At 60.2% G+C, this 13,031-nt stretch carries 12 protein-coding genes; 10 read left to right on the top strand and 2 right to left on the bottom strand.

The genetic code is table 11. From position 1 onward, the window contains the following. The first annotated feature begins 33 nt into the window (after positions 1–33). Positions 34–705 carry a peroxiredoxin-like family protein gene (locus tag HB393_RS20110; RefSeq protein ID WP_213806990.1) on the top strand — a complete coding sequence of 224 codons (672 nt, stop codon included), beginning with the start codon at positions 34–36 and terminating at the stop codon, positions 703–705. Between the two features lie 612 nt (positions 706–1,317). Here HB393_RS20110 and pgi read toward each other — a convergent pair. Further along, the gene (pgi, locus tag HB393_RS20105) at positions 1,318–2,958 is read right to left on the bottom strand and encodes a glucose-6-phosphate isomerase (protein WP_213806989.1); all 1,641 of its coding nucleotides are present in this window, start codon (positions 2,956–2,958) and stop codon (positions 1,318–1,320) included. A 227-nt stretch (positions 2,959–3,185) separates the two neighbouring features. On the opposite strand from pgi, the gene HB393_RS20100 reads away from it, so the two are divergent. From HB393_RS20100 to HB393_RS20085, 4 genes are all read left to right on the top strand, one after another. Then, the gene (locus HB393_RS20100) at positions 3,186–4,115 is read left to right on the top strand and encodes an IclR family transcriptional regulator C-terminal domain-containing protein (RefSeq protein WP_213806988.1); all 930 of its coding nucleotides are present in this window, start codon (positions 3,186–3,188) and stop codon (positions 4,113–4,115) included. 197 nt (positions 4,116–4,312) lie between these two features. Next, positions 4,313–5,413, top strand: coding sequence for a hypothetical protein (locus HB393_RS20095; RefSeq protein WP_213806987.1), 1,101 nt, complete (start codon positions 4,313–4,315; stop codon positions 5,411–5,413). 54 nt (positions 5,414–5,467) lie between these two features. After that, the gene (locus tag HB393_RS20090; RefSeq protein WP_213806986.1) at positions 5,468–7,093 is read left to right on the top strand and encodes an MBOAT family O-acyltransferase; all 1,626 of its coding nucleotides are present in this window, start codon (positions 5,468–5,470) and stop codon (positions 7,091–7,093) included. Positions 7,094–7,180: 87 nt separating this feature from the next. Next, positions 7,181–8,293 (top strand): carboxypeptidase-like regulatory domain-containing protein, encoded by a 1,113-nt coding sequence (locus tag HB393_RS20085; protein WP_213806985.1) that lies wholly within the window; start codon positions 7,181–7,183, stop codon positions 8,291–8,293. Positions 8,294–8,411: 118 nt separating this feature from the next. Here HB393_RS20085 and HB393_RS20080 read toward each other — a convergent pair whose 3' ends face one another. Further along, positions 8,412–9,347 (bottom strand): type I phosphomannose isomerase catalytic subunit, encoded by a 936-nt coding sequence (locus HB393_RS20080; protein ID WP_213806984.1) that lies wholly within the window; start codon positions 9,345–9,347, stop codon positions 8,412–8,414. A gap of 230 nt (positions 9,348–9,577) precedes the next feature. On the opposite strand from HB393_RS20080, the gene HB393_RS20075 reads away from it, so the two are divergent. The 5 genes from HB393_RS20075 (at position 9,578) to HB393_RS20055 (ending at position 13,022) form a co-directional block, all read left to right on the top strand. Then, the gene (locus HB393_RS20075) at positions 9,578–10,561 is read left to right on the top strand and encodes a fatty acid desaturase (protein ID WP_213806983.1); all 984 of its coding nucleotides are present in this window, start codon (positions 9,578–9,580) and stop codon (positions 10,559–10,561) included. A 54-nt stretch (positions 10,562–10,615) separates the two neighbouring features. Further along, positions 10,616–11,578: an ATP-binding protein gene (locus HB393_RS20070; RefSeq protein WP_345945335.1), complete on the top strand. Its 963-nt coding sequence runs from the start codon at positions 10,616–10,618 to the stop codon at positions 11,576–11,578. Further along, positions 11,575–12,264: a MarC family protein gene (locus HB393_RS20065; protein ID WP_213806982.1), complete on the top strand. Its 690-nt coding sequence runs from the start codon at positions 11,575–11,577 to the stop codon at positions 12,262–12,264. Before HB393_RS20070 ends, HB393_RS20065 begins: the two co-directional genes overlap by 4 nt. Positions 12,265–12,381: 117 nt before the next feature. After that, positions 12,382–12,615 (top strand): AbrB/MazE/SpoVT family DNA-binding domain-containing protein, encoded by a 234-nt coding sequence (locus HB393_RS20060; RefSeq protein ID WP_213806981.1) that lies wholly within the window; start codon positions 12,382–12,384, stop codon positions 12,613–12,615. Beyond that, positions 12,609–13,022: a PIN domain-containing protein gene (locus HB393_RS20055; protein ID WP_213806980.1), complete on the top strand. Its 414-nt coding sequence runs from the start codon at positions 12,609–12,611 to the stop codon at positions 13,020–13,022. The genes HB393_RS20060 and HB393_RS20055 overlap by 7 nt, the downstream gene beginning before the upstream one ends. Positions 13,023–13,031 lie beyond the last annotated feature (9 nt).

Raw genomic sequence — 13,031 nt, 5'->3', positions numbered from 1 at the left:
AGCCAAGCCCTCGTACAATAAAAACCAGAAGCCATGCCTCTTCAAGACCTCCTAGACGCCATCACCACCAACACCCGCAGGCTCGTCCAGCCCGAGCGCCTCGCCGTCTCCGAACAGGCCACCGTCGACCTCTTCAACTCCGGCATCGAAGACCGCATCCTTCCCCCCGGAGCCCAAGCCCCCGCCTTCTCCCTGCAGGACGCCCGCACCGGCCGCACCGTCAACTCAGCCGACCTCCTCGCCCTCGGCCCCCTCGTCATCAACTTCTTCCGTGGCCGCTGGTGCCCCTACTGCGTCACCGAGCTCGAAACCTGGCGCGAGCTCCAATCCGAGGTCCGCGCCCGCGGAGCCCTCTTCGTAGCCATCTCTCCCCAGACCTCCCGCCAGAACGACTTCACCCTCCAGCAACACGCTCTGCCCTTCCCCCTGCTCTCCGACCCCGGCGCCACCATCGCCGAAGCCTTCGGCATCGCCTACTCCGTCCCCGCCCCTCACCGCCGCTACTTCCAATCCATCTTGATCAACATCCCCCACAACAACGCCGGCCTCAGCTACCACAACGCCACCGAAGCCAGCTGGCACCTCCCCGTCCCCGCCGTCTTCGTCATCAGACAAGACAACACCATCGCCTTCAGCGAAGGCCACGCCGACTTCCGCGTCCGCCCCGAACCCGCCACCATCCTAACCACCCTGAACAACCTATAACCCACCAACACAGCGAAACCACAACCCCAGGCCTATAAAAACTGGGCACTAACTCAACTCCTAAAGGAAGCCACAAAAGCGGGTGCCCCACCCTTTTGCAGTCTCACCGCAATAGGGTGGGGTATCGTGCGAAGCACGACCGCCTTCCTCCCCTCGCCAACACCATCAAGGATCATTCTCCTCACTCCACCCAAACCGTCCGGGTGCCCCATCCTTCGCGTCTTTGTCTTTGCGAAGGGTGGGATCACAAACCTTCCCCAGCCCCAACAGCCGTTACTCGTTCTACTCAACCCGCTACTCCATCCTTATGGAGCTATCTTTCACGAAAACCCCAGCAAAATCACATGTCAAGCCCCAAAACCACCTAACCCACATCAAATGAAAGAGATCCAAGTGGCACTTTAGTTATGCTCAACTCACTAAACTAGAAGCAGAAGTAAATATCCGCCCAGTGCGGAGAGCACCACCCGATCTTTCTAAAAGCAACGGCGAAAAATCCACCCCCAAGCCAAATCAAAAGAAGATTTTGCGTCAAAAACCCGGGGGAGGGGGTGCACCCACACAAACAAAGATGCCCGCCCCAAAGGGACGGGCATCTTCACCGCCAGCAGGCTACTTATTCTGCCGGTACTTCTTGATCAGGTGATTCGTAGAGGTATCGTGCGATCCATCCGGATCACTAGAACTCTCCAGCTCCCCAAGAATCCGCGTAGCCAGGACCTTGCCCAGCTCGACGCCCCACTGGTCAAACGAGTCGATATTCCAGATGGCTCCTTGCGTAAAGACGTTGTGCTCATACAAGGCAACCAGCTTGCCCAGCACCTCAGGAGTCAGCTTCTCGGTAAGAATCGTATTCGACGGACGATTGCCCTCGAACACCCGATGCGGCACCAGCGCCTCCGCCGTTCCCTCCGCCTTCACCTGCTCCGCTGTCTTGCCAAAGGCCAGCGCCTCGGCTTGCGCAAAGACATTCGCCATCAACATGTCGTGATGCCGTCCCAGCGGATTCAGCGTCTTGTAAAAACCAATGAAGTCGCAAGGAATCAGCCTGGTCCCCTGATGGATCAACTGATAGAAAGAGTGCTGCCCGTTCGTCCCCGGCTCGCCCCAGTAGATCGGTCCCGTCTCGGCAGTCACATGCGTTCCGTCGAGAGTTACATGTTTGCCGTTGCTCTCCATCGTCAACTGCTGCAGGTAAGCCGGAAACCGCTTCAAGTACTGCTCATACGGCAGAATCGCCACCGTCTGTGCGTTGAAGAAGTCCGTATACCAGACCGTCAGCAAGCCCAGCAGCACCGGCAGATTCTTCTCAAACGGCGTGGTCCGGAAGTGAACATCCATCGCATGGAATCCGGCCAGCACCGCCCGGAAGTTCTCCGGCCCAATCGCCAGCATCGTCGACAACCCGATCGCCGAATCCATCGAGTATCGTCCGCCGACCCAATCCCAGAACCCAAACATGTTCTCGGTATCGATGCCGAACTTCGACACCTCCTTCGCGTTGGTCGAGATCGCCACAAAGTGCTTAGCAACCGCCTTCTCGTCGCCACCCAGCCCCGCCAGCGACCACTCCCGCGCCGAGTGCGCATTCGTCATCGTCTCCAGCGTCGTGAAGGTCTTCGAAGCCACCAGGAACAGCGTCTCATCCGCCTTCAGGTCCTGCACAGCCTCGGCAAAGTCGCTTCCATCCACATTCGAGACGAACCGGAACACCAGATCGCGCTGGCTGTAGTGCTTCAACGCCTCATACGCCATCACCGGACCAAGATCCGATCCGCCGATCCCAATATTCACCACATTGCGGATCTTCTTGCCCGTATGTCCCTTCCACTCGCCGCTGCGAACCCGGTTCGCAAAGCCAGACATCTTGTCCAGCACTTCATGCACCGCCGGAATCACATCCTCGCCATCTACAACGATGGACTCGGTCTTGGGCGCACGCAGCGCAACATGCAGAACTGCACGGTTCTCCGTAATGTTGATCTTGTCCCCACGAAACATCGCCTCGATCTTCTCGCGCAGACCAGACTCTTCCGCCAGCGCAATCAGCAGCTTCAACGTCTCGTCGTTGATCCGGTTCTTCGAGTAGTCCAGAAAGATCCCAACCGCCTCGGCGGTATAACGCTCGCCGCGCCCCGGATCCCCATCGAACAACTGCCGCAGATGGGTCTCGTGGATCTGCTGAAAATGAGTTTGAAGGGCCTTCCACGCTGCGCGTTCGGTCAGAGGTACGAGTTTTGTTGCCGTCTGCATACGCTTTGCTTCTCCTTTTGTTAGTACCGCTCCGTTAGTACATGGATAGTTTAGTGCCGGAGTGGCGAACGTTCGATGAAATGCTTCCATTCTCCGTCCATCGGCCTCTCGTCAGCGCTGCCGCTTGCCTTCCACCTATATGTGCGTTTACCGTAGGTATAGTCCGGCTATCGCACACCGAAGCCGTTTCGTGCTCAGAAGAAGCACGTAGAAAAGGACGCCTCACCATGAGCCTCCCGCTTCGCCGCACTCCGATCTCCTCCGAACCAGCCCCTCGTCTCTCCGCTTCCCCTGCCGCAGTAGCGCCCTCCGTCGAGCCAACAGCACCAGCAACGACACCAGCCGCTCCTCTAGCACCTCCAGCCAAAGCGACTCCCGCTTCCTCGCTGGACATCTACGCTGGCGATCCCAATTTCATGACCTCGCTCGCCCGCGGTCTCATCGTCATCCAGGCCTTCACCCAGCAATCCCCTCAGATGACCATCTCGCAGCTAAGCATCCGCACCGGCCTCTCCCGCGCCGCCGTCCGCCGCTGCCTCTACACCCTCACCAAACTAGGCTTCGCCGGAGCCGAGGATGGCTCCCGCTACTCCCTCCGCCCGCGCATGCTCACCCTCTCCCACACCTACACCGCTTCGAACACCCTCTCCACCGCGGCCCAGCCCATCCTAGAGCGCATGTCCGCCGCCCATCGTGAGTCCTTCTCCGTCGCCACCCTCGACGGCGATGACATCGTCTACGTAGCCCGCACCACCGTCACCCGCGTCATGGCAGTCGACCTCCACATCGGCAGCCGCCTCCCCGCCTACTGCACCAGCATGGGACGTGTGCTGCTCGCCTATCTTCCCTCCGAGCAGTTGGAGCAGTACCTCGCCCGCGTCGTACTCACACCTCACACCACCCGGACAGTGACAACCGTCGACAAGCTCCGCCTCGCCCTCCGCAACGTCCGCCGCAACGGCTACGCCCTCGTCGACCAGGAGTTCGAAGTCGGCCTCCGCTCCCTCGCCGTACCTGTCTATGCTCCTTCCGGCAGAGTCGTCGCCACCGTAAACCTAAGCGGCAACGCCCCGCGACTCTCCGTCCTCGAGATGCAGAGCCGTTTCCTCACTCCTCTTCGCAACGCGGCCAACGAGCTCGGCATCTACCTCCGCTAGTCTCTGAAAGCAAGTACTTAGCCCCAAACCCCACCGTGCCTGGACTCAGCCAGCGTGCAGCCCCGTGTCGCGCTCGCCTCCCTCCGAATAAGAGGTGATTCACCAACCCTCAATCCAGATACAATATTTTTAGTGTCACCTCTTCCTCACTTCGCAGCGTCTAAAACAGGTACTAGAGCACTGCGCTAAGAGAATCAATGACCGTCAACGGATCCACCATAGCCGTCTACGAAGAGGAAAGCACGATTCAAACACGATCAGCCGCTCTTGTCCCCCTGGTACGCAGAGCATCCCTCAACTATTGTTTCGTTCTTTTGCTCCTGCCGCTCTTAGCCATTCCCGCCTTCATCGCCCTCGGACGCTCCGACTTCTTCATGCACCATGGAGCCAGTGTCTGGGTCCGTTCGAACGACTCCATCTTCCAGATGACCAATCGCAACTGCGACGTCCTCATCTTCGGCGACTCTACCGCCATGACCGGCATCAATCCCGAGGTCGTCGAGAGCAATACCGGCCTCAAGACCTGCAACATCGCCGTCACCAACGCCGTCCTCGCCGTCACCGATAACCTCACCCTCAATCACTATCTGGCCCACAACGCCAAACCTAAGGTCCTGCTCGTCCAGTTCAGCCCAGACGGCTTCCAGCGCGAGAGCAAGACCTGGCATCGCACCATCTACGCCGAGGGCCTCCTCGAACTCCTCCGTCACGGCACTCCCCAACAGGCCCACCGCATCCTGCTCACCCACCCGCAAGAGTCCATCGCCTTTGCCGGATACTCCGCTGGATTCAGCGCCTTTTACGTCATCAAAGATGTTTGGTTCCACGCCACCCATCTTCGTTCCGAAGAGGACACCCTCACCGTCCGCAACGGCTTCTTTACCCCTCCCGCACCGCCCCGAACCTCCTGCGACACCGCCGCGCCGCTCTCCGGCTCCTCACAGGCGACAGACTTCTCCCGGGCCCTCGTCGACGACTACCACTCTCAATACGATCAGCAAAGCGGAGTGGTTCTGGTCAACGTCGCTCCCATTCCATCCTGCGATCAAAATCTCGCGGTCTACAGCTCCGAGTTGAACGGCATCACAAGCAACGCCTTGCTCTCCCTTCCCATCGGACTCTTCAACGACAGCCGCCACTACACCGCCGTAGGCTCCACCATCGTCTCTCGCCTCGTCTCCGAGGAGCTCAACGAGGTCGCCGTCCGCAATCCTTCCATCGTCGCCCACACGCCAACATCTCCTCGGGTCATCGCCTCCCTCCGCAACGTTCGTTACCCTCCTATCGGCATTCGTTGATCCCAATACCTGCTTTGTTCGCCATAACCCTGTACCCTTCGAGCCTGAACTCCAATGCTCTTTAACTCCCTCAGGTTTCTCTTCCTGTTCCTGCCCATCACCATGGTGGGCTTCCACCTCCTCGGCCGATACGGCCGGCGGCCAGTCATCGTCTGGCTTGCGCTCATGTCCGTCATCTTCTACGCCGCATGGAACGCGGTCTTCGTCATCTTTCTGCTCGGCTCCATCCTGGTCAACTTCCTCGTCGCCAGCGCCATCGATGCCTCCCCGTCTCAGAACAACTCGCTCGACTCGCCTGACTCCCTCCGCCGCAAACGCTTACTCTTCCTCGGAGTAACCCTCAATCTCCTGGCCCTCTTCTACTTCAAGTACCTCTTCAAAGCCCTTCTCCTCGTCAAAGCGCTCCACCTCGCCAATATCCACCCGCACCCGATCCTCCTGCCCCTGGGGATCTCGTTCTTCACCTTCACCCAGATCTCCTACCTCGTCGACCTCGCCCAAGGCCAGGCCGAGCGCCAGGACTTCCTCTCCTATCTCCTCTTCGTCACCTTCTTCCCTCACCTCATCGCCGGCCCCATCCTCCACCACAAGGAGATGATGCCGCAGTTCGGCAAGATCCGTCCCGAAGACACCGCCACCAGCCTCGATCAGGCTCTTACGCCCGTCCCACTCTCTCGCCGCTTCGCCCTCCATCCTGAAGACGTCTCCCTCGGCCTCACCTGGTTCCTCATGGGCCTCGCAAAAAAAGTCCTCATCGCCGACAAGCTCGCCCCCACCGCCGATCTCGCCTTCTCCCACGCCGGCACCCTCTCCGCCGCCTCCGCCTGGACCGGGCTCATCGTCTACTCCATGCAGCTCTACTTTGACTTCTCCGGCTACTCCGACATGGCGCTCGGGCTCGCCCGCATCTTCTCCATCCGCTTCCCGCTGAACTTCGACTCGCCCTACAAGGCCACCAGCGTCACCGAGTACTGGCAGCGCTGGCACATCACCCTCACCCGCTACATCACCCTCTATCTCTACAACCCCATCCTTCTCTCCGTGCAGCGTCGCCGCCTCGCCACCGGCAAGAAGATCTCCCGTAAAGCCCTGACCACTGTCAGCGGCTTCACCGCCATGGTCGCCTACCCCACCTTCATCACCATGTTGATCACCGGTCTGTGGCACGGTGCCGGTCTACAGTTCCTGATCTTCGGTCTCATCCACGGCGTCTACCTCACCGCCAACCAGGCATGGCGCCACTTCCGCCGCCGCGAACACAACGCCCCGGCAAACGCCCCTCCCACCGGAGCCGTTCGTCTCGCCCTGATGCTCGGCGTCTACCTCCAGGTCACCTTCGCCCTCATCTTCTTCCGCTCCGACTCGCTCCACGCCGCCTTCGCCTTGCTCGCGGACATGGCTGGCCGCCACGGTGGCTTCGGACAGGTCAGCTCCCTCCTGGAAGGAGCCCTCGCCTTCGCCCTCTTTCCCGTCGTCTGGTTTCTCCCCAACACCCAGCAAATCCTCGGGCAAGAACCTCGCCGTCCCATCGGAGAATCCATGGTCCATCCCACTCCCACTGTGCTCTCACGCCTCCGCTGGGCCCCGAATATTCGTTGGGCCGTCCTGATGGCAGTCGTCTTATTCGCCGTTCTGGCGAACCTCGATAGCACGTCGTCCTTCCTCTACTTTCAGTTCTAGATCGTCAAACTCCCAGACGCGGCGTTCAGCAGTAGAACCCTAAGGCTAAAATCGATTCACAGCGAAGGTCCTTCCCCTAGAAAGGGAATGGATGAGGAACCAAATTTGGAATCGGATGGCAAGACCATAGCTATACCGAATCTTCGTAACTTGAGTCTTCTACTCCTCACCCTTTTCATTGGGGCGGCTCTTTGTCTAGAGACGCAGGCACAGGCGCCTCCCGCCGCCCAGCCAGGCGCTCTCCCCGACTCACCCGGCCAGCATACCGACGGCAGCATCAGCGGCGCTGTAACCGACACAGGAGGAGCCGAAGTCCAGGACGCCAATATCACCCTGGAGAACATCAACTCCAAAGTACAACGCACAGTCATCACCGACGCCGCTGGAGCCTTCCGCTTCCCTACCGTTGAACCCGGCACCTTCAGACTCACCGTCACAGCCGCAGGCTTTAGGCCTTGGGTCGCAACCAGCCTCATCCTCCAAAAAGGCCAAAGCTATGAAATGCCACCAATATCATTACAAATAGCCTCCACCAACACCAACGTCGAGGTCGTCTTCTCCCGCCACGATCTCGCCCAGGAGCAGATGAAGGCCGAGGAGAAGCAGCGAGTCCTCGGCTTCTTCCCTAACTTCTACGTCAGCTATGTACCGAACGCAGCTCCACTCTCATCCGGCCAGAAGTTCCACCTCGCGCTTAGAACCTCGGTCGACCCCGTCTCCTTTGCAGGCTCCGCAGTGGTCGCGGGCATAGAGCAATCTCTCGACACCTTCAGTGGATATGGCCAGGGCGCGCAAGGCTACGCCAAGCGCTTCGGAGCTTCGTACGCGGACGGCTTTATCAGCACCTTGATTGGCGGCGCGATTCTTCCATCGGTCCTCCATCAGGACCCCCGCTACTTCTACAAAGGCACCGGAAGCATCCGCTCCCGCGCCCTCTACGCCATCTCAACCGTGGTCATCTGCAAAGGCGATAACGGGCGCTGGCAACCGAACTACTCGAACGTCCTCGGCAACCTTGCGGCAGCAGGAATTTCGAACGCCTACTACCCCTCGACCGATCGCAACGGTGCCGGCCTGACCATCCAGAGCGCCTTCCTCGGCACCGTCTCAGGCGCGGTCGGAAACCTCATCCAGGAGTTCTTCATCCGCAGGATGACCCACAACCTGCCGCCTGTCCAACCAGCCAAAACCCAGCCATGAGCAATTCTCCTGTGGGTGGATAGGAGAGGCTTCGAATCGATGGCCGTTTATCAAGGAAACCGGCACCGCTAAACTTCATCCACCCCACAGCTATAGGGGAATTGCTCTAGAAGCTCAATTACGCTGGGGCGACACACCGCACAAACGAAGCCCCATGCTCCGACTCCACGATCACCTCACCAACCCCAAACGGAATCACCACCGCCTGTCCCGGCAGTAGCTCCACCTCATCGCCTGGAGTGATCACGGAGACGACGCCCTCCAATCCCACCAGACATCCCGGCCCTTCCATCCGCACCGTCAACGGCTCCAGCTCTTCGACCTCGAAGCGGTCCACGGTGAAGTACTGCTCCTCGATCAGCCGCGTAAACCCATCCATCTCTCGCGAAGCCACCTTGCCCGCCCGCGTCTTCATCTTCATCACCTTTAGACCCTGCTCCAGATGCAGCTCTCGAGGCCGCCCATAGTCGTACAGCCGAAAGGTCACATCGCAGGTCTGCTGCGTCTCCAGCAGCACAACCCCGGGCCCGATCGCATGGACCGTCCCCGCATCCACGAAGATCATCTCTCCGGGAGAGACCGGCACCCACTCCAAAAGCGACTCCATGGTCCCATCGGCGACTCCCGCCACCATCTGCTCCGCCGTAACCCCAGGCTTCAACCCCAACGCAACCGTCGCTCCCGGCAGCGCCTCCAGCACATACCAGCACTCCGTCTTGCCTCTCGCCTGTCCCATCGCCTGCGCCTGCGCGTCATCAGGATGCACCTGCACCGAGAGCTTCTCATTCGGAAACAGCAGCTTCACCAACAGTGGAAACTCCCCGCCGCCCAGCCCGTCAGTGAACTCCGCCGCGACCTCCTTGAAGCTTCGCCCTTCAAGCTCCCCGGTCTCCACCAGACACTCCGGCCCCGTCAGCCAGGCCTCACCCACCAGCTCCGTCGTCCCAGTCTCCTCATACCAGGGCCGCAGATCCGGACGCCCCCAGGGCCTCGCGCTAAACCATGGCTTCAATCGAAACGGCGAAACTCCATTCCCGGTACTAACCTCAATCATCGGCATCCTTTACTGTCCTCTCCCTGCGATCGTTTGCGTCCGCGATCCATCGGCCGCCATCGCTCTCTTTCTAGAATAACGTCCCGGAAGATTCTCCCTTCCAGGACCGACGCCAGACCCCAATATCCCATTACAAAAGTCTTACACCCGCTCTCTTTCAACCCTGTTAGCGTCTTCTTAGCGACAAAGCACAAACGGTTCTGAAACAACCCGAAGGAAAAATCGAATCCATGACGCCGATCACGCTCACACCCCAGGAAGAAGTAACCTCCAAGCCGAAGCCTGTCCTCGCAGCCGTAGTCGAGGTCAAGCAGAAGATCAAGCAGGATCTGCGCATGGGCCGTGCTCATCAGCAGGGCCGCATCAACTGGATCACCAGCATCGCCATGGGCCTCTTCCACGTCGGCGCTGTCGCCTCTCTATTCTTCTTCTCCTGGACGAACCTGGCCACCTTCTTCATCATGTACTTCCTCGCCATCAACGTGGGTATCGGAGTCGCCTATCACCGCCTCCTCACCCATCGCGGCTTCAAGACTCCCAAGTGGGTCGAGTACTTCGTCAGCATCTGCGGCTGCCTCGCCCTTGAGGGCGGTCCGATCTTCTGGGTAGCCACCCATCGCGTCCATCATCAGTTCTCCGACCAGGAAGGCGATCCCCACACCCCCCACGACGGTACCTGGTGGTCTCACGCCGGCTGGATCCTCTCCGGCCGCGCCCTGCACTCTGAGACCGCGCTCCTCGGCCGCTACGCTCCTGACCTCACCCGCGACTCCTTCCACGTCTGGCTCAGCAAGTATCACTACGTTCCTCTCGTCGTCACCGGCCTGCTCCAGCTCGCCCTCGGCGGCCTCCTCGCTGGCCCCGGACACCATCTCATCGGTGCGATCGGCATGCTCCTCTGGGGAACCTTCCTTCGCGTCACCATCGGCCTCCACGCCACCTGGCTCGTCAACTCCGCCACCCACCTCTGGGGCAAGCGCCGCTTCGAGACCAAAGACGACTCCCGCAACTCCTGGTGGGTCGCCGTTCTTACCGGCGGCGAGGGTTGGCACAACAACCACCACGCCCACCCCGTCAGCGCGCGCCACGGCCTGACTTGGTACGAGTTCGACATCAACTACTACTGCATCTGGCTCCTCAGCAAGATGGGCCTCGCAGAACGGGTTCAAGTCGCACAGTTCGACAAGGACAACCCAAAACCAGCCGGCGCATAACACTCCATTAGCCGCAATCCAAAGGCCGTCCCCGCAAGGGAGACGGCCTTTCTCATGCCACCCTCTATACTTTCATCAACGATGAACATCACCCGACGACGCGGAGCCATCGCCTTCTTCATCACCCTCGGCGCGCTGCTCGTCGGCGTCGCCATCACCCTCAACATCGGCTGGATCATCCTCAACGAGCGCACCGTCGCCCTGGCCGTCCTCGGCGTCATTCTCTTCGCTCTGCTCATCGCCGGCCTCGTCCTCAACACCATCTTTCTGGTCCGCGAAGTCCGCCGCAACGAGCGTCAGAACTCCTTCCTCAACGCCGTCACCCACGAGCTCAAAACCCCCATCGCCAGCATCCGTCTCTACCTCGAGACCCTCCAGCGCCGCCAGGTCGATGAAGCCCAGCGCCAGCAGTTCTACTCCATCATGCTCTCCGACTCCGACCGCCTCCTCGCCACCGTCGAGCAGGTCCTCAAAGCCGGAGAGCTCGGCCAGCGCACCCGCCAGCTCAACCGCGTGCTCATCGACATGGAGTCGCTCGTCACCGAGTGCATCGCCATCGCCCTCCAGCGCCACAATCTTCCTCCCGAAGCCATCGTCCTCGCCCCCATCCCCGGCGCCGTTCGCCTCCACACCACCGGCATCCCCGAAGACCTCCGCACCGCCGTCCTCAACCTCCTCGACAACGCCGTCAAATACTCTCCCAGCGGCGTCCACGTTCGCTGCTCTCTCGCCATCACCCGCTACACCCGCGTCACCCTCCGCATCACCGACACCGGCATCGGCCTTCCCCCCAACCAGCTCAAACAGATCTTCAACCGCTTCTACCGCGTCCCCGGACGCGACATGACCAAGATCAAAGGCACCGGCCTCGGTCTCTTCCTGGTCCGCAATATCGCCCGTCAGCACGGAGGCGACGCCACCGCCGCCAGTCCCGGACCCGGCCTCGGCGCCACCCTCACGCTCACCTTGCCCCTCACCAATCCAACCGCCCCCGCGACGCCGATTGGTACACTATGAACATCCTCCTCCTCTGGAAATACTTCGCCCTCGCCTTCTCTGCCCTCCTGCCGCTCGTCAATCCACTCGGATCGGCATTGCTCTTCGTAGGCTTGGTCGGCTCTGCTCCAATCAGCGTCTATCGCTCGCTCGCTCGCCGAATCGCCGTCAACACCATCATCTTCTTCGCCGTCATCGATCTCATCGGTTCGACCATCCTCAACTTCTTCGGCATCTCCTTGCCCATCGTGCAGGTCTCCGGAGGCCTGGTCATCGCCGCCATGGGCTGGTCTCTCCTGAATCAACAAGAAAGCCGCGCCAACTCCGAAAAGATGCAGGCAGAGGTAGACTCCGAAGCCCAGGACGTCCCCGGAACCCTCGCCCAGAAGGCCTTCTACCCCTTCACCTTTCCCCTCACCGCCGGCCCCGGCTGTATCGTCGTTATGCTCACCCTCAGCGCCCACGCGACCCAGGTCACCGTGACCCACACCCTCCTCGCTCACGCTGGCCTGCTCCTCGCCGTCATTCTCATGAGTGGCCTCATCTACCTCTGCTACGCCAACGCCCCCCGAATCACCCAGGCGATCGCCCCATCCACCGCCCACGGCATCCTCCGCGTCATTGCATTTATCCTTCTTTGTATCGGAGTCCAAATCGCCTGGAACGGCCTGGAAGCCCTCATCTCACCCCTCCTTCAACATCACTGATGCTTTCCTGATAGCTCAATCAAGCAATAGTCCACGTATCACCGGTCTTGCCCAATACAGGTAAATACGCCACTCCTCACCATCGACTCTGAAGCGTTCATCAACTAAGATCACCACATGGAAAGACAGATCGCGATCCTGAGCCAAACCGGAGACCTGCCACTCCCGGCCGAGGCCCAGACCACATTAGGTCTGCATCCCGGATCCCGCCTCGCCGTCAGCGTGGAGGACGGTCGCATCGTGCTGCAGCCTGTATCGATGGATGATCTCGACGAGCTCTGCGGCATCTTCTCCACCAATCCCGGATCATCCGAAGAACTACAGCAGGAACGCCGCAAAGACCGATGGTGACCTTCGTACTGGATGCCAGCGCCGTACTGCGTTTCCTCGATGGCGAAGCAGGCGCTCAAAGAGTCAAGCAAATCTTTAAATCGGCGCAGGATGGCTCATGTCGAGTCGTCATCTCCGCCGTCAACTGGGGAGAGGTAATAGGCGTCGTCGCGAAGCGACACGGCAGGCAGGCAACCCATGACCTCCTCACCAGGTTCACCCAGCATAGCCTCGAAGTGATCCCGGTCACCGCAGAACGCGCCTCCAGGGCCGCACTCATTAAGGTAAGCAGAAACATCCCCTACGCGGACGCATTCGGCGTAGAGCTGGGCGGAGAATCTCCTGAACACCGGTTGGTCACCGCAGACTTTGACGCGAAGCCTGCAGACCAGGACATCGTCATCGAATTCCTGCCAGCAAAGCCCTAACTAGGAATC

This window comes from Granulicella sp. dw_53, assembly GCF_018449545.1.
Taxonomy (GTDB): domain Bacteria; phylum Acidobacteriota; class Terriglobia; order Terriglobales; family Acidobacteriaceae; genus Edaphobacter.
This window is presented reverse-complemented; position numbering and strand designations above follow the sequence as displayed.

Coding starts and splice junctions, on each gene's coding strand:
- HB393_RS20110 (WP_213806990.1), top strand. CDS start 34: ATGCCTCTTCAAGACCTCCTAGACGCCATCACCACCAACACCCGCAGG.
- pgi (WP_213806989.1), bottom strand. CDS start 2,958: ATGCAGACGGCAACAAAACTCGTACCTCTGACCGAACGCGCAGCGTGG.
- HB393_RS20100 (WP_213806988.1), top strand. CDS start 3,186: ATGAGCCTCCCGCTTCGCCGCACTCCGATCTCCTCCGAACCAGCCCCT.
- HB393_RS20095 (WP_213806987.1), top strand. CDS start 4,313: ATGACCGTCAACGGATCCACCATAGCCGTCTACGAAGAGGAAAGCACG.
- HB393_RS20090 (WP_213806986.1), top strand. CDS start 5,468: ATGCTCTTTAACTCCCTCAGGTTTCTCTTCCTGTTCCTGCCCATCACC.
- HB393_RS20085 (WP_213806985.1), top strand. CDS start 7,181: ATGGATGAGGAACCAAATTTGGAATCGGATGGCAAGACCATAGCTATA.
- HB393_RS20080 (WP_213806984.1), bottom strand. CDS start 9,347: ATGATTGAGGTTAGTACCGGGAATGGAGTTTCGCCGTTTCGATTGAAG.
- HB393_RS20075 (WP_213806983.1), top strand. CDS start 9,578: ATGACGCCGATCACGCTCACACCCCAGGAAGAAGTAACCTCCAAGCCG.
- HB393_RS20070 (WP_345945335.1), top strand. CDS start 10,616: ATGCCACCCTCTATACTTTCATCAACGATGAACATCACCCGACGACGC.
- HB393_RS20065 (WP_213806982.1), top strand. CDS start 11,575: ATGAACATCCTCCTCCTCTGGAAATACTTCGCCCTCGCCTTCTCTGCC.
- HB393_RS20060 (WP_213806981.1), top strand. CDS start 12,382: ATGGAAAGACAGATCGCGATCCTGAGCCAAACCGGAGACCTGCCACTC.
- HB393_RS20055 (WP_213806980.1), top strand. CDS start 12,609: ATGGTGACCTTCGTACTGGATGCCAGCGCCGTACTGCGTTTCCTCGAT.